The sequence below is a fragment of the Achromobacter marplatensis genome, from assembly GCF_049060505.1.
In the GTDB taxonomy this organism is placed as follows: domain Bacteria; phylum Pseudomonadota; class Gammaproteobacteria; order Burkholderiales; family Burkholderiaceae_B; genus Achromobacter; species Achromobacter marplatensis_A.
Map to the genome: position 1 here is coordinate 24,634 of NZ_JBMGRB010000006.1, position 16,485 is coordinate 41,118.

The following is a 16,485-nucleotide window of genomic DNA, read 5'->3' on the forward strand; positions in this document are numbered from 1 at the left end:
TCCTGAGCGGCCTGTCCGGATGACGGCCGGGTTTTTACTTAATTGCATTTTATAGATGCAATATGCAAAACTGGCAGCTATGGAAAACACCAATGCCCCGCTGCGCCACACATGCTTCACGTTGGACGGAGCCACGTATACCTGCCCGGACTTGCCCGCCACGTTCGGCGTCGACTATTTCCGCCTGCCGGTGGTGCTGCGCCTGCTGTTGGAAAACGTGTTGCGCAATATGCAAGGCGACGAACGCGACGCCGCGGTGGCTGCGCTGTTCGGCTGGCTGGCCCACGGCACCAGCGATGCCGAAATCGCCTTCCAGCCGGGCCGCGTGCTGATGCACGACACCACCAGCACGCCCGCGCTGGTGGACATCGCGGCAATGCGGGACGCGCTGGCCGAAGCCGGGGTGGACCCCGCCGTGCTGAATCCGGTGCTGCCCGTAGACGTGTCGGTAGACCATTCTCTGGCGGTCGAAGCCTATGCCCGGCCCGATGCCGCGACGCGCAATCTGGACCTTGAACTGCGTCGTAACGCCGAGCGCTACCGGTTTCTGCGTTGGGCGTCCAAGGCCTTGTCGAACGTGCGCATCCATCCCCCGGGCACCGGCATCATGCACACCATCAACCTGGAGCAGCTGGCCACGGTGGTCTGCCAAGGCGACGGCGGCGCGCTGCATCCCGACATGATGATCGGCACCGATAGCCACACGCCGATGATCAACGGCATCGGCGTACTGGGCTGGGGCGTCGGCGGCCTGGAAGCGCAAACGGTCATGTTCGGCATGCCCACCCTGCTGCGTATTCCGGACGTGATCGGCGTCCGGCTGACTGGGGCGCTTGCCGCAGGCGTTACCGCCACCGACCTGGCATTGACGGTGACGCAGCGGCTGCGCGCCATCGACGTCTCGGGCGAATTCGTGGAGTTCTTCGGGCCGGGCGTCGGCACGCTGTCGGCGGGCAGCCGATGCGTGGTGGCGAACATGGCGCCCGAGTACGGCGCCACCACCGGCTACTTTCCCATCGACGGCGAAACGTTGGCCTACCTGCGCCAGACGGGCCGCCCGCAGGCCGACATCGCGCGCATCGCGGCCTATGCCGAACGCACGGGTATCGCGCTGGACCCGGATGCCGCTCCGCGCTATACCCGCGTCATCGAGATCGCGCTGGACCGCGTGCAGATGCATGTGGCGGGCCCCAAGCGGCCGCAGGATCTGCACCCCTACGGCCAAACCCGCGCCATTCTGGCTGCGCTGGACTTCACGCCAGCGTCGGCCGCCGGCCATGGCCTGCCCCGCTACCCGGTCGCCCTCGCCGCCATCACCAGCTGCACCAACACGACGGATCCGCGTTTATTGATGGCGGCCGGGCTGCTGGCCCGCAAGGCGCGCCAGGCCGGCCTGCGCGTGCCGGCCTGGGTCAAGACGTCGCTGGGCCCGGGTTCGCCCGCCGCCGCCGACTACCTCGCCCGCGCCGGCCTGCTGGACGACCTGGCCGCGGTCGGTTTCGACATCGTGGGGTACGGCTGCACCACCTGCATCGGCAATTCCGGCCCCCTGCCCGATGGGGTGCGAAACGCCATGCTGGCCGGCGCGGTCCATCCCGTCGCGGCCCTGTCCGGCAACCGCAATTTCACCGGCCGCATTCACCCTGACTTGGACCTGGGTTTCCTGATGTCGCCCCCGCTTGTCATTGCCTTCGCGCTGGCCGGCGACGCCGAGCGCGACCTTAGCCAGGAACCGGTGCAGGTTACGGCCGACGGCCGTCCGGTGTATTTACGCGATTTATGGCCGGACGACGCCGACATCGATGCCGCGCTGGCCCGCGGATTGCGGGCCGCGGACTTCCGTGCCGCCTTCAAGATCGCCAGCGCCAATCCGGCCTGGCAGGCGCTGCAATCGCCAGACACGCCCCGCTTTCCGTGGGACCCCGCGTCCACGGCGCTGCGGCGTCCGCCCTTCGCCTCGACAAGCGCCGGCAGCCAGCTTGGCCGTTACACCGCGCACCCGCTGCTGGTGGTGGGCGACGACGTGACCACCGACCACCTGTCGCCCGCCAGCGCCATTCCGCCGGACAGCCTGATCGCCGACTTCCTGGTGGCCCGCGGCGATGACCGTCATGACCTGAACGTGTTCGCCTCGCGGCGCGGCAATTGGGAGGTCATGATGCGCGCGGCGTTCTACAGCAAGAGCTTGACGAACCTGCTCTGTCCGGACGCCCCCGTGGGCCACACGCGGCATGCGGGCAGCGGCCGCGTGGAACCTATCTGGGAAGCCGCTGAACACTACCGCCGCGACCAGCAGCCCGTGGTGCTGTTGGCCGGGGCGCGCTTCGGCACCGGCTCGTCGCGCGACTGGGCGGCGAAAGGGCAGCGCCTGCTGGGCATCCGAGCCGTGCTGGCCGTGAGCTTCGAACGAATCCACCGATCCAATCTGATCGGCATGGGCATCTTGCCCCTGAGGCTGCCCGATGGCGTCACGCCGGCCACGCTGCGCGTGCAGTCCGGCGACCGCATCGAGATTGATGCCCCGGCGGATACGCTGGCGCCGCGCATCGCCGTGCCCGTGCGCATCCTGCGGGCCGACGGCCGCGTGGACGCGCTGCACGCCACGGCCGCGGTCGAGACCCGGTTGGAGGTGCGTTTGTTGCAGATGGGCGGAGTCATTCCCGCTATCCTAGCGGATACTCTCCGGCCATCTTCCCCCCCATGAGCGCGCAAACCAATACCGTCACGAAGATCCTGGACCTGATCCGGCAAGACCGCCTGCCCGGCGGCGCGCACCTGACCGCGCAAAAGCTTGCCGACCGGCTGCGGCTGTCGCGCTCACCCGTCAATGACGCCTTGGGCATCCTTGAGCAGCATGGCATCGTGGCCCGCAAACCCAACCGCGGCTACTTCCTGCAGCAAGACTTCGACGCGCTGCCCGACGCGCGCGCCGGCCTGACGCCGCCATCCGTCGATGACATCGTGACGCAAAGCTACTTCAAGCTGGCCGACGAGCTGCTGCGCGGGGAACTGCCCATGCAATGCAGTGAGGCCCAGTTGCGCACACGCTATGCGCTGACCAATGCGCAAACGCAGACGCTGCTGGCCCGCATCTCGCAGGAAGGCTGGGCCCAGCGGCGGCCCGGCTACGGCTGGGAGTTCTCGTCCATGATGACCACGCCGGACAGCCTGCTGCAGTCGTACCGCTTGCGTCTGGCGCTGGAACCCGCGGCGTTGCTGGAGCCGTCGTTCCGCATTGAAAAATCCGTGATCGAACGATGCCGCGCCGCGGAAAAACACTTGCTGGACGGCGGCATCGCTACCGACACCGCCGACCAGTTGCACGAACGCGGCGTGCGCTTCCATGAATCGCTGGTGGAAGCGTCCGGCAATCCGTTCTTCATCGACACGATCAAGCGCGTCAACCGCGTCCGACGCCTGCTGTCGTACCGGTCGATGCAAGACCGCAGCCGCTACCAGCAACACTGCGACCAGCATCTGGAAATTCTGGACTTGCTGGAGCGCGAACGCAACGAAGACGCCGCCGCCGCCTTGTCCAGCCACCTGCGCAGTACGTTGGACAACCTGGCCCGCATCAGCGGCATCCTGATTTCCTAGGCCAGCGCCTGACGCGCATGGCCGCTTTCTTTCAAGCCGAGGATCGTTCCATGCACGTCTACATCGGTTCCCGCACCACGCGGGAACGCCATGCCCGCGGCGAGGGCATCAGCGTGTTCGATTATGCCCAGGACACCGGCGCGCTGACGCTGACCCAAGTCGTCGGCGGCCTGCTCAACCCCTCGTATCTGCTGCCGCACCCTACGCTACCCGTGCTGTACACCGTGCATGGCGACAGCCATGAGGTCAGCGCGCTGCAGCGCGACACGCGCACCGGCGCGCTGACGCCATGGCGGCAACAGGACTGCCAGGGCCGCAACCCGGTGCATCTGGCGCTGGACCCGGCAGGCCATTACCTGATGGTGTCGAACCACCTGAGCGGCACGCTGGCCGTGCTGCCCGTCGGCAGCGACGGCGCGCTGGCGCCGGTGGCGCAGTCCGTGTCCATGTCCGGCGAACCCGGGCCGCACCGCAAGGAACAGCCCTTCGCCAAACCGCACTACAACCTGGTCGACCCGTCGGGCCGCTATGTGGTGGTGCCCGACAAAGGGCTGGACCGCGTGTTTCTCTATGCCTTGGAGAACGGCGGCATCAGCGCCGACCCCGCCTGCATCGCCGCCACGCGTGAAGGCGCGGGGCCGCGGCATGCGGCGTTTCATCCCGCCGGCCGCTGGCTCTATGTCGTCAACGAGCTGGACAACACCGTCGCCGCCTACACGCTTGCGGCCGGCTCGCTGCGGCCCTTCCAGGTTCTGCCGACGTTGCCCGACACCTATACCGGCAACAGCCGCGCCGCCGGCATCTCGCTGGACGCGCACGGCTGCCATCTGTACGTGTCGAACCGCGGCGACGACAGCATCGCGGTGTTCCGCGTGGACCCCGCCAATGGCCGCCTGACGCCTGTGCAGCATGCCGCGTCCGGCGGCAAGACGCCGCGCTTCTTCACGCTGTCGCCCGACGGCCGCTTCCTGTTCGCGCTGAATGAAGACAGCGACACGCTGGTGCGCTTTCGCGTCAATGCGCAGGACGGCGCCCTGACCCGTGACGGCTACGAGCTGCGCATCGGCAGCCCGGTCTGCATGGTGTTCGCCCGCCGCCGCACCTGAACGGCGCGGCGGGCAGGCGGTTAGAAGTCCATCGACGCCGACAGCATCAACGTGCGCGGCACGCCTTGCGACACCGTGCCGTAGGACGCCACGCCCGACCAGTACGCGCGATTGGTCACGTTGACGACATTGGCCCGGAACGTCACGTCCTTGCCCTGGATCTTCGTGGCATAGCGCGCGCCCACGTCAAACGTCGTCCAGGACGGCACCGACTGCGTGTTGGCCTGGTTCACGTATTCGCGGCCGGTGTACATCATGCCGCCCGTCAGGGTCAGGCCGGGCACCCAAGGCGTATCCCATTCCGCGCTAAGGTTGGCCGAGAACTTCGGCACGCCCACCGGCTGGTTGCCCACCGTGGCCGGGTTGCTGGTGCGCGTCAGTTCGGCATCCAGGTAGGTCACGCCGCCCAACAGGCGCAACCCGCGCACCGGCTCACCAGACAAGTTCAATTCCAGGCCGCGGTTGCGCTGTTCGCTGTCGGCGCCATACACGCCGTTGGTCAACTGGCCGCTGGGCTTTGTGATTTCGAACGCGCTGAACGTCAGCATCGCGTCGTCCAGGTCCACCTTCACGCCCACTTCCTTCTGCTTGGCCTTGTAGGGCTTGAAGACCTGGCCGGCGTTGGTCGCAGTGGCGGGCGCCACATCTCCCTTGCTCAGCCCTTCGATGTAGTTCGCATACAGCGACACGTTGTGCCAGGGCTTGATGACCAGGCCCGCCAGCGGCGTGGTGGCGCTTTCGTCATAGCTGACGGTGCGCACGCCGGTCGTGGCGTTGAAGTTGCGCGATTCAATGCGCTGCTGGCGCACGCCCAGCGTCAACTGCGCGCGTTCGTCCAGGATGCTCATCGTGTCGGCCAGCGCCAGGCCCGACAGGTCCGACGACGACACCTTGGGCACATTGGCCGGCGCCGGGATGTTCTGCTCGGGGCGGGTGATGGGGTGATAGATGTTGGAGGTCAGCGGCGTGCCGGACACGCTCGCCTGCAGGTTGCGGTCGCTGTACAGGCTGCCCATGAAGCTGACGGCATGGCGCACCGGCCCGGTGTCCAGCTTGGCGCGCAGCCCCGCGTTGTACGTGCTGCGTTCCACCTTGAAACGGAAGTTGTTGGGCGTGACCCGCGTGTCGCCGGCGCTATTAACGATGGTGGGCGTCTGGTCCGACAGGCGCGACACCTCGGTGTCCGATCCGCCCGCATCGGCGAACACGGTCAGCCGGTCGCTGACGTCGTATTCCACGCGCATCAACGCCGACTGGCCGTCGGACTTCCACCAGCCCCAGGGCTGGGTGGCATTGCGGCGGCCGTCGGCGGCATGCGGCACGTCGATGCCAGCCGCAACCAGAAAGGGCCGCGTCGGCGCATCCACTTTTTCGTTCTGCGTCAGCAAGTCCAGCGACGCGCGCAGCCGTTCGCCTTGATAGTCCAGCGACAAGGCGCCGATGTCGGTGCGGGAATACAGGTTGTCCAACGGCGTGTCGCCCTGGCGGTGCATGCCGTTGACGCGCACGCCCCATTCGCCGTCGTTGCCGAAACGGCGGCTCAGGTCCACCCGAGCGCCGAATTGCGAATCGCCCACATAGTCGGCGGACACGCGCGTCAGGTCTTCCGGCAACGACCGCTTGGGCACCATGTTGATCACGCCGCCCACGCCGCTATTGGGCGACATGCCGTACAGTAGCGCCGCCGGCCCCTTCAACACTTCGACGCGCTCGATGTAATCGGTGAAGACGTGGTAGTTGGGCGCAACGCCGTAGACGCCATCGAACGCGATTTCGCCCAGGTTGCCTTCGCCGATCGGAAAGCCCCGGATATAGAACGAATCCGTCACGCCGCCGATCTGGCCCGTGAACCGTACCGAGGGTTCGGCGTTCAAGGCATCGGCTAGCGTCACGGCCTGACGGTTGGTCAGCAATTCCGACGTGTAGCTGGTGACATTGAACGGCGTGTCCATGACGTCGCGGTTGCCCAACAACCCCAAACGGCCGCCGCGCGCCACTTGGCCGCCGGCGAACGCGGCAGGCAAGGCCGATGGGCTGACGCCCGCCCCAGCCACGGTGATGCTGGGCAGCAGCGTCGCGGCATCGCTCTCGCCCGCGGGCAGCTTGCGCAAGGAATATGCGCCGGCCCCCTGTTCCGCCAAGGCATAGCCCGATCCGCTCAACAAGCGCGTGAAGCCTTCACGCACCGTGTAGGCGCCCGTCAGGCCCTCGCTTTGCCTGCCCGCCACCAGGGCCGGATCGAAGGACAGCGGCACGCCCGCCGCCGCCGCGAACTGGGCCAGCACGTCGCCCAGCGGACCGCCCGAGATCGCGTAGGACTTGCGCGCGGCGGCGGCCCCGCGCCCCTCGGCGACGGCCGCCGCGGCATCGGCCGCCGCGGCATCGGCCGCCGATGCAGGCGTGGGCGTGGCCGCCACGGCCAGCAGCATCAGCCCCATGCCGGTAGCCTGGAACATCGCCGCCATCGGCGGCAGGACGGCCTTGCGACGGGGCAGGCGCGACCAATGGGAAATTCGGGAAACCATGAAACGATCCTTCGTAGGAAACTGGGTGACGCTCGCATGTCGCGACGATTCACCCGGTACACCGGACGAAGCGGAAAAAAGTGTCAGCGGATCGGCGATTAATTTGTAACGGGAGCGCGCGGCGCCACCGTGACCCAGAACGGCGTGACGCGGCTGATCCGCACGGGCAGCGTTTTCTCTAGCAAGCGCAAGCTGCCGTCGGTGTCCGCCAGCGGAAATGCCCCCGACACCCGCAGCCCGGCCACGGCCGGATCGCAACGCAGGAGGCCCGGGCGGTAGCGTGCCAGCTCATCCACCAGGTCGGCCAGCCGCCAATTGCGCACGGCCAGCATGCCTTGCTCCCAGGACGTCGACGCCGCATCCGCCGCCGCCAGCGGCTCGACGTGATGGGCGTTGAATACCGTCTGCTGCCCGGCCTGCAACACCACCGCCGCCACACCCGGATCTTGCGGCTGGATTTCAACCGCGCCGTCGAATACCGCCACCCGGATGCTGGCGCGCTCATCGCGCACCATGAAGCGTGTGCCCAATGCGCGGATCGTGCCTTGCGACGTCCGCACGATAAAGGGACGATGCGCGGGCGCCGGGTCGCGGCCGGTAGTCAGCAGGATTTCGCCGGCGCGCAGCCACAGCATGCGCTGTTCGGCGGTGTAGAGGACGTCGACGGCGCTGGCCGTGTTCAACACCAGCCGGGTGCCGTCGGCCAACGCCATGTGGCGCTGCTCGCCCGTGGCGGTGCGCACGTCCGCAGCCCATTCCCGCCACGGCAGCGTGCGCCATCCCGCCCAAGCCGCCGGCCCCAGCACCAGCAGGCCGCCCAGCGCGCGGATGGCCTGCCGGCGGCCCGGCCGGTCCAGGCGGCGCAGCGTGTCGCGCCCGATCGCGGGTGGTACCTGGCCAAACCCCCGCACCATGTCTTCCACCCGCTGCCACGCGGCGCCGTGCGCGGCGCTGCGGCCGCGCCACCGGTCGAAGGCGGCGCGGTCGGATGCGGACAAGGTTTCGGATTGAAAGCGCACCAGCCACCCGGCCGCCTCTTGCAGAATCGTGGGGTCGATCGCCGCGCTCATGCCGCGTGGACCTGATAGGCGATCAAGCAGGCCGTCAGCGCCTTCTGCATGTGCCGTTTGACGGTCGCCAACGACACCCGCTGGCTGTCGGCGATGTCGGCGTAGGCCATGCCGTCAAATTGCGACATCAGGAAGATCTCGCGCGTTTTCGCGGGCAGGGTCCGCAAGGTCGCGTCGATGGCGTGCAGGGTTTCCAGGATCAACGCGCGCACTTCCGGCGACGGCACTTCCGGTGCGGGCAACTGCGCAACCACGGCCAGATAGGCGTCTTCCAATGCGCGCCGACGCCAATGGTCCACCACCAGCCCCTTCGCGATATGGGTCAGCAGCGCGCGCGGCTCGGCGCCCATGCCGTCGTTGCGCCGGCCGCTCATCACGCGCACGAAGGTATCGTGGGCCAGATCCGCGGCATCGAACGAGTTGCCCAGCTTCTTGCGCAACCAGATCGACAGCCAGCCGTGATGGTCACGATAGAGCTTCGTGACGGTATCGGCGGGCAGAAAGTCGGACGGAGGCAAGGCGCACCTCTTGGCAGTTTGTAAATGGGAACGATTTCTATTTTAGCTTATCTCCGGTGCTCCGCTATTTCCTCTTCGATCCTCCCTGGATCCCCCCGATCGGCGGCCTTCGGTCGGATAGAATCAATCACCCTTCAGGCCATCGTCGATAACACCATGCAGAACGACTTCCCCATGCCCTCTTTCCTTGCTGGCGGCGGCGAGATGGGCTTTCGGGTCGCCGCCTTCGACTGGGCGGCCTCGCCACTAGGACCCATCACCGAATGGCCCAGCGCCTTGCGCATCGCGACCGGCATGGTGATGGCGTCCCGATTCCCGTGCTGCCTGGTCTGGGGCAAGGAATTGATCACGCTCTACAACGATGCCTTCAGGCCAATCCTGGGCACCAAACCCGATGGGCTGGGACGCCCGTTCAGTGAAATCTGGCACGAGGCGTGGCCGCTGATCGGCCCGATCGCGGAACGCGCCTTCGCGGGCGAAGCCACCTTCATCGAAGACTATCCGCTGCAGATCATCCGTTCGGGGCAGCCTGAAGACGCCACCTTCACCTTCTGCTACAGCCCGGTGCGCGACGAGCGCGGAACGGTAGTCGGCATGATGGACACGGTCATTGAAACCACCTCGCGCGTCAATGCGGAACGGGCCCAGGCCGAGGCCTTGCGGCAGGCCGAAGACACGTTGCGCCAAAGCCAGAAGATGGAAGCCGTCGGGCAATTGGCCGGCGGGCTGGCGCATGATTTCAACAACCTGCTGATGAGCATTACGGGCAGCCTGGAATTGCTGTCCATGCGGCTTGCCCAGGAGCGGCACAACGACCTTGAACACCATATCCAGGTCGCGCAGAGCGGCGCCCGCAGGGCGGCTGCGCTGACGCACCGCCTGCTGGCCTTCTCTCGGCGCCAGCCGCAAGACCCCAGGGCCATCGACGTCAATCGCCTGGTGGCCGGCATGGAAGAACTGATCCGCCGCAGCATCGGTCCGGGCATCACGCTGGACCTGGCGTGCGAACCGGGATTGTGGCCCGCCTGGGTCGACACGCACCAGCTAGAGAACGCCCTGCTCAATCTGTGCCTGAACGCGCGCGATGCGATGCCGGGACAAGGCACACTGGAGATCGCGACGCGCAATGTCACGCTGGATGCCGGGCCGGCACGGGATCTTGGGCTGGCGCCGGGCGACTACCTGGTGCTGCGCGTCACCGACACTGGCTGCGGCATGCCCCCTGACACGGTACAGCGCATCTTCGAACCCTTCTTCACCACCAAGTCGGCGGGCCAGGGAACGGGGCTTGGGCTGTCCATGCTGTACAGCTTCATCCGGCAATCGCGCGGGCAGGTCCACGTCTATTCGCGCCCGGGTCAAGGCACGGCGATGACGCTGTACTTCCCCCGCTACCTGGGCGCCATGGCTTCGCTGGAAACCGCCGCCGTCGATGCGCCCCCGGCCACGACCCGCGGCGAAACCATCTTGATCGCGGAAGACGACGCCGCCGTGCTGGCGGTCGCCGCCGAGTCCCTGAAAGAGCTCGGCTACACGGTGGCCGAAGCGGCCGACGGCGCAACCGCCCTGCGCCTCCTGGCGTCCGCCGAACCGCTGGACCTGCTGATCTGCGACCTGGGCTTGCCGGGCGGCGTGAACGGCCATCAGGTCGCCGAGGCCGCGCGCCAGCTGCGGCCCGACATGAAAGTGCTGATCATGACGGGATCGGGCCTGGATGGCCGCGACGCTTCCGCGCTGGGACTCGCCGCTCCCATCCTGCCCAAGCCCTTCGCGCTGGAAGACCTGGCGCGCCAGGTCCATGCGCTGATGCACGAGTAGCCCCGCGCCGCTTTGATCCGCAGCGAACTACAGCTTGGGCGCGTAGCGCACCGTCAGCATCACATTGCGCGGCTCGCCGTAGTAGTTGTTGCCGGACAGTGTGTTGTAGGACGGCACGTAGTACTTCTTGTCGAACACGTTGTTCAGGTTCAAGGCGAAACTCAGTTCCGGCGTGGCCTGGTAACCCAGGCGCGCGTTCCACACCGTGAACCCGGCCAGCTTGAACTCGCGGTCTGAACTGATCGTGTCGGTCTGCGTGTTGACGCCCGCGCCCACGCTGACGCGGTTCATCATGCCCGGCAGCTTGTAGTTGGCCCACAGGCGCAACATGTGCTTGGGTGTCCAGGTGTTGAAAACCGCGCCCTGGTTGTCCGGGTCCGACAGGTACTTGGTGGTGTTGTAGGTGTAGCCGGCGTACAGCTCCAGGCCCTTGACCACTTCGCCCGAGATCTCGGCTTCGACGCCCTGGCTGCGCACTTTGCCCGACGCGCGCGAGCAATACCAGCCGTCGCACGCGAAACCGGCGTCGTAGTCATTGACGGCGCGGTTCTTGTGGTCGTAGCGGAACACCGCCAGCGACGTATTCACGCGGCCGTCCATCAATTCGCCCTTGACGCCGACTTCGTAGTTGTTGCCCTCGATCGGCTTGAGCAGGCTGCCGTCCAGGCTACGCGCCGTTTGGGGTTCGAACACGGTGGTGTAGCTGGTGTAGGCGGACCAGTTGTCGGTCAGCGAGTAGACCAGGCCAACATAGGGAATGAACTTGCCCGACGTGGTCGAGGTAGTGGTGCTGCCGCCGCTGGAATAACCGTAGTCGTACCAGCCCACGCGGCCGCCGCCGATCAGCGCCAACGACTCGGTGGGCTTGACGCGCCACGTGCCGTAGAGGCCTTTCTGGCGAATGTCGTAGCTGCTGCGCGAGTCATAGCCGCTTGCCGCGGCAATGCTGTCCATATCCTGCCACGGACGATGGTGGTCGATATCGAACACGTTGCCGCCGGACTGCCAGGCCCGCGTGAAGCGGTCCGCCGTCGTCAGTTTGGAGTAGGCCGCGCCCACCACCACCTCTTGTTCCATGCCCAGCGCAGTGAAGTTGCCGCTGACCGACATGTCCAGCCCGCGCTGCTTACTCTTGAAATCCACGCCGAAGTTGCCGTAATCCAGGCCGCTTCCATCCGGCATGATGGGGCCGACGGCGCGCTGATGCACCGTCGTGTTCTTCTCGTTCATGGCGACGCCGGCCAGCCTGAACCGCCACGCGTCATTAAAACGGTGGGTCACGTCGGCATTGAAAATGGTCTGGTCGTTCTTCGCTCGGTTCCAGGTGGACCCGGTGAAAGTCGAGCGCGGCAGATCAATGTCGCCACCGTCCTCGTAGCGCGGATAGGCCACGAACATCGGCCGCGAACGGCTATAGCGATTGCTGATGCCGATGCCGACCGTGGTGTCCTCGGTCACGTCGAAATCCAGCGCGGCATACAGGTTGCGCGTCTTTTCCCACGCGTAGTCGACGAAGGAATCGCTCCGGTCCTCGTCCACGACCACGCGGCCGCGCAACGTGCCTGCCGCGTTCAACGGCCCGCCCGCGTCCAGCTGCAAACCATAGTGGTCCCACGATCCGGCCTTGCCGGTGATGACCACCGACGGCTCCGCTCCGCCCCGTTTGCGCACCAAATTGATCGCGCCGCCCGGGCTGCCCGCGCCTTGCAACAACCCCGCCGCGCCGCGCAGGATTTCCACGCGGTCGTAGAACACCAGCGAATCCTGCTCCCAGTTGCCCAGGCTGTAGCTGTTGCGCAGCAGCGCCACGCCGTCGTATTGCAGCAGGTCCACGGGGAAGCCGCGGGCATTGATCGCCACGCCCGGCCCCACGCCCTGCACGCCCACCATGCCCGCCGTGTTGTTGATGGCGTCGGGCAAGCTGGTCATGTCCTGGTCGTCCATGCGTTGGCGGGTCAGCACCGTGATGGACTGCGGAATGTCTTTCAGGGCCTGGGTGGTCTTGCCGATGGTGACGGCGGGCGACGTGTAGGACGCCGTGCCGTCCGTGGTGGCGTTGTAGCTGCCGGTCACGGTGACTGGCGCCAGCGTCGCGGCCTGCCCCGCAACCGGCGCTTGCCGCAGGCGGAAACCGCCCTCCGGGCGCGCCACCGCTTGCAAGCCCGTGCCCGCCAGCAAGCGTTCCAGCGCGGCGCCCACCGGATACGTGCCCGTCACCCCGCCGGTCCGGGCGCTTGCCGTCAAGGCGGGGTCGGACGCCACCATGACGCCGGCCTGCACGCCGAACGCCCCCAGCGCCGTGCCGAGCGGGCCCGCCGGGATGCTGAAGGCGACGCCGTGCTGGCTCGCCCCCGCTTGGGCGTGCACGGCCGATGGCCACGGCGCGGCCAGCACGGCGGCAGGCAGCGCAAGGCGCAGCGCGGCGCTCAGACGGGTGCGGGACAAGGTAACGCGGGCAAGGACCGCGGCGCGGGCAGGACGAGAAGACATAAAGGATTCCCTGGCACATGAAGGATCGGCGCAGCCGCGGAAGACGAACCGTCCGGGCTGCTTTCCTTACATGAAGCGCGAGGTCAGGATTTCCGCCGTTCCCGTTACAACTTATATGCAAGAAGACACGGAAACGCGGCTCACGCGAGGCCCACCGTGACCCAATAACGCGTGTAGTGGCGCACGCGCACAGGCAGCACTTCTTGCAGCATGGCCAATACCTTGTCGGTATCGGCCAGCGGGAATGCGCCCACGACGCGAAGCCCGCCCGCCGCGTCGGAACAGTTCAACAGCCCGGGACGATAGCGCCCCAGTTCGCGCAGAAAGTCCGATAAGGGCAGTTCGTCGGCGACGAGCATGCCGTTAAGCCAGGCAGCGGTCGCGGGTTCCAACGGCCCGGCCACGAAACCAGCCGCAGCCGAGAAGACGGCCTGTTCGCCGGCCGGCACACGCCGGGGCGCATCGGCGGGCCCCAGGCCGCGCACGTCCACCGCGCCCTCCAGCACTGCCACCCGCATTGCCCGGCCCTCTTCCAGGTCTCGTACCAGGAAGCGCGTCCCCACCGGCGTCAGCAGCCCGCTGCGCGTGCGTACCGTAAAGGGGCGGCCTTGCGGGTCTTGCGCGGTGGTCACAAGGATCTCGCCTTCTCGCAGCACCACTTCCCGCTGGCTGGCGCTATAGCGCAGGTCCACCGCGCTGCCCGTGTTCAGTTCCAGCAAGGTGCCATCCGGCAAGGTCAGCGCCCGCCGTTCACCGGTGCCGGTGCGCAGATCGGCGGTCAGGCGGCGGACCGCGCCGCGTTCACCCACCGCCCACGCGCCCAGGCCCAGCCCGGCGGCCGACACCATCCACCGGATCGCGTTGCGGCGCGACTGGATCAGCGGCGCCTGACGCAACGTGCGCCCGGCCACGCCGCTGCCCGCCTCGGCCACGCCCAGCGTCACGTCGCGTGTCAGCGCGCTCATCCGCTGCCAGGCCAATTCATGGGCGGGCTGCGCCTGGCGCCAGCGCTCGAACCCCGCGCGGTCGGCGTCGCTTGCGTCCTCGCGCAGGCGCGCCCACCAGTCAGCCGCCTGGCGGATGACCTTGGGGTCGATCCGGCCCGCTTCGGGCGCATGCGGCCGCAGCAGCCTGGGGCTGTCCATCCGGCCGACGCTCATCCGTAGACCGCCGTATAGCAATGCACCAGCGCCCGCGCCAGCGACTTTTGCACCGCGTTGGGCGTCAGGCCCAGCTGTTGCCCGATTTCGGCGTAGGACAAGCCATCGATCTGCGCCATCAGGAAGATGCGGCGACTGGTCATCGGCAGGCTGTCCAGCAATTCGCACACCTGTTCCAGCGCCTCCAGGATCAGGGCACGGGCTTCCACCGACGGTTCCACCGCGGCCGGCTGCAACGCCAGTGATTCGGCATAGGCCGTCTCCAGCGCCGCCCGGCGCGCGCGGCCGATCAGCAGCCGCGTAGCGATCGTGCGCAGATAGGCGCGCGGCTCGCTCAGCGGTTCACGCACATTGGCGCGGATCAGCCGTTCAAAGGTGTCGTGCGCCACGTCGGCCGCATCGGACGCATTCCCCAGCTTGCGCTGCAGCACGCCCCGCAACCATTGGTGGTGGGCCAGATAGACGGATTGCACCTCGGCGCGAGGGGCGAATGAAGAAGAAGGCATGACGTGGCGCCCCGGCGTCGCCGCCAGATATCCATACACAATGAAAATGATTCGCAATTATAATTGTCTTCGATCCGTTTACAAGAACCGCGAATTCGCACTGGGGAGCAGCATGAGCAGCCATTGCATGGCGGCGGACGCCGGGCCTGACAATGACCTGAACCGCCTCTACCGGGACAACCACCGCTGGCTGCAGGACCTGTTACGCCGCAAGCTCGGCGGCGACGCCGATAACGCCGCCGACCTGGCGCACGATGTGTTCGAACGCATCCTGTGCGCCGGATCCGTCGCCAGCGTGCGGGAACCGCGCGCCTACCTCACCACCGTCGCCGCCCGGCTGACGGCCAACTATTACCGCCGCCTGGCGCTGGAACGCAGCTACCTGCAAGCGCTGGCCAGCCAGCCGGACGCCGTGCAACCGTCTGAAGAAGAGCGCGCCCTGGTGGTCGAAGCCTTGTCGGCGATCTCACGCGTACTGGCGGACCTGCCTGCGCGTGCGCGCAGCATCTTCCTCATGGCCCAACTGGAAGGCATGAGCTACCGCGAAATCGCCGGCCACATGAAGCTCACGCTGAATGTCGTGCAAAAAGACATGGTGAAGGCAATCGCCCATTGCTATCAGGCGGTCTACGCGTGAATGCCGGCAGCGACGGGCGGTCCCTGTTCCAGCGCGACCCGAACGCCGTGCCGTTGCCGCCCGCCGTGGTCCAACAGGCGGCCACCCACCTGGTGCAATTGCAGTCATCGCCTGGCGATCCTGGCGTGGCCGACGCCTGTACGCGCTGGCGCGCGGCGCACCCGCATCACGAAGCCGCCTGGCAACGGGTCTGCGCCCTGCTTGCCATGCCCGGCGCGGCGGACCGCCTGCAAGGGCCCGCCGCACGCAGCGCCATCGAACAGGTCGCACGCCAGCGCGGCCGGCGCCGCTTCCTGGCCTTGGGCCTGACTGCCGGCGGCGTGGGCGCAATGGCCTGGTCGCTGGAAGGCATGAATCCCTTGCGGGCAACCTTTGCCGATTACCGCACCGACGCGGGCGAACGCCGCGAGGTCGTGCTGGACGACGGCGCGCGCTTGCTGATGAACACCGGCACCGCCCTCGACGTTCGCGACGAAGACGGCGTGCGACGCGTCGTCCTGCTGGCCGGCGAGATCATGGTGACGTCCGGCACGCAGGCCAGCCGGCTCCCGCTACGCGTGGATACCCGCCACGGCACCATCTCGCCCGTGGGCACCCGCTTCAGCGTGCGCGATACGGGCGAAGGCCATGTCCGGGTGGCGCTGCTCGAAGGGATCGTGCGCCTGCAACCGCGCACCGGCCCATCCGTTCTGCTGGAGGCCGGCCAGGGCGCCGACTTGCGCGACGACCGCGTATCGACGCCCGCCGAATTGGGCCTATCGGCCGAATCCTGGACGCGCGGCGTGCTGATGGCCGAACGCATGCCGCTTGCGCAATGCCTGGCCGAACTGGCGCGGTACCGCCGAGGCATCGTGCGATGCGACCCCGACATCGCCTCATTGCCAATCTCGGGCACGTTCCCGCTAGACCGCACGGACCAGGCGCTGTCGCTGATCGCGCGGGTGCTGGACCTGCGGATCACGTACCGCACCCGCTACTGGGTCACCGTCAGCCGGAAATAGCGCTTTCCCCAAGTATTTTGTAACAGCCCGGCAGATTTCCAGCGCTCGCGTTTCATA

12 protein-coding genes are annotated in these 16,485 nt (G+C 67.4%); 6 read left to right on the forward strand and 6 right to left on the reverse strand.

The window, feature by feature from the left end; translation table 11 throughout:
• Positions 1-79: 79 nt before the first annotated feature.
• The 3 genes from acnA to ACI0FO_RS16210 are packed head-to-tail and all read left to right on the forward strand — an operon-like array spanning position 80 to position 4,703.
• A complete protein-coding gene (gene acnA, locus ACI0FO_RS16200) occupies positions 80-2,704 on the forward strand; it encodes an aconitate hydratase AcnA (protein ID WP_416028172.1) in 2,625 nt (874 codons plus the stop codon).
• On the forward strand, positions 2,701-3,597 hold the full coding sequence (locus ACI0FO_RS16205; protein WP_416028174.1) for an FCD domain-containing protein: 897 nt from the start codon (positions 2,701-2,703) through the stop codon (positions 3,595-3,597). The genes acnA and ACI0FO_RS16205 overlap by 4 nt, the downstream gene beginning before the upstream one ends.
• Before the next feature lie 50 nt (positions 3,598-3,647).
• Entirely contained in the window at positions 3,648-4,703 is a 1,056-nt protein-coding gene (locus ACI0FO_RS16210; protein ID WP_416028176.1) for a lactonase family protein, read from the forward strand.
• Between the two features lie 20 nt (positions 4,704-4,723).
• On the opposite strand, the gene ACI0FO_RS16215 is transcribed toward ACI0FO_RS16210, so the two are convergent.
• The 3 genes from ACI0FO_RS16215 to ACI0FO_RS16225 all read right to left on the reverse strand — a co-directional run bounded on the left by ACI0FO_RS16215 (position 4,724) and on the right by ACI0FO_RS16225 (position 8,816).
• The gene (locus ACI0FO_RS16215) at positions 4,724-7,228 is read right to left on the reverse strand and encodes a TonB-dependent siderophore receptor (RefSeq protein ID WP_416028178.1); all 2,505 of its coding nucleotides are present in this window, start codon (positions 7,226-7,228) and stop codon (positions 4,724-4,726) included.
• A 98-nt stretch (positions 7,229-7,326) separates the two neighbouring features.
• The gene (locus ACI0FO_RS16220) at positions 7,327-8,298 is read right to left on the reverse strand and encodes a FecR domain-containing protein (protein WP_416028179.1); all 972 of its coding nucleotides are present in this window, start codon (positions 8,296-8,298) and stop codon (positions 7,327-7,329) included.
• Entirely contained in the window at positions 8,295-8,816 is a 522-nt protein-coding gene (locus ACI0FO_RS16225; protein ID WP_416028181.1) for a sigma-70 family RNA polymerase sigma factor, read from the reverse strand. The genes ACI0FO_RS16220 and ACI0FO_RS16225 overlap by 4 nt, the downstream gene beginning before the upstream one ends.
• A gap of 156 nt (positions 8,817-8,972) precedes the next feature.
• On the opposite strand from ACI0FO_RS16225, the gene ACI0FO_RS16230 reads away from it, so the two are divergent.
• Positions 8,973-10,634 (forward strand): ATP-binding protein, encoded by a 1,662-nt coding sequence (locus ACI0FO_RS16230; protein ID WP_416028183.1) that lies wholly within the window; start codon positions 8,973-8,975, stop codon positions 10,632-10,634.
• Positions 10,635-10,661: 27 nt separating this feature from the next.
• On the opposite strand, the gene ACI0FO_RS16235 is transcribed toward ACI0FO_RS16230, so the two are convergent.
• The 3 genes from ACI0FO_RS16235 to ACI0FO_RS16245 all read right to left on the reverse strand — a co-directional run bounded on the left by ACI0FO_RS16235 (position 10,662) and on the right by ACI0FO_RS16245 (position 14,790).
• Positions 10,662-13,124 (reverse strand): TonB-dependent siderophore receptor, encoded by a 2,463-nt coding sequence (locus tag ACI0FO_RS16235; protein WP_416028185.1) that lies wholly within the window; start codon positions 13,122-13,124, stop codon positions 10,662-10,664.
• Between the two features lie 140 nt (positions 13,125-13,264).
• Complete coding sequence (locus tag ACI0FO_RS16240; protein ID WP_416028186.1) at positions 13,265-14,269, reverse strand: FecR domain-containing protein; 1,005 nt, start codon at positions 14,267-14,269, stop codon at positions 13,265-13,267.
• Positions 14,270-14,280: 11 nt separating this feature from the next.
• On the reverse strand, positions 14,281-14,790 hold the full coding sequence (locus tag ACI0FO_RS16245) for a sigma-70 family RNA polymerase sigma factor (RefSeq protein WP_313463193.1): 510 nt from the start codon (positions 14,788-14,790) through the stop codon (positions 14,281-14,283).
• A 112-nt stretch (positions 14,791-14,902) separates the two neighbouring features.
• On the opposite strand from ACI0FO_RS16245, the gene ACI0FO_RS16250 reads away from it, so the two are divergent.
• Both ACI0FO_RS16250 and ACI0FO_RS16255 read left to right on the forward strand, forming a co-directional pair.
• Positions 14,903-15,427 carry a sigma-70 family RNA polymerase sigma factor gene (locus ACI0FO_RS16250; RefSeq protein ID WP_416028188.1) on the forward strand — a complete coding sequence of 175 codons (525 nt, stop codon included), beginning with the start codon at positions 14,903-14,905 and terminating at the stop codon, positions 15,425-15,427.
• The gene (locus ACI0FO_RS16255; RefSeq protein WP_416028190.1) at positions 15,424-16,428 is read left to right on the forward strand and encodes a FecR domain-containing protein; all 1,005 of its coding nucleotides are present in this window, start codon (positions 15,424-15,426) and stop codon (positions 16,426-16,428) included. The genes ACI0FO_RS16250 and ACI0FO_RS16255 overlap by 4 nt, the downstream gene beginning before the upstream one ends.
• Positions 16,429-16,485: the final 57 nt, after the last annotated feature.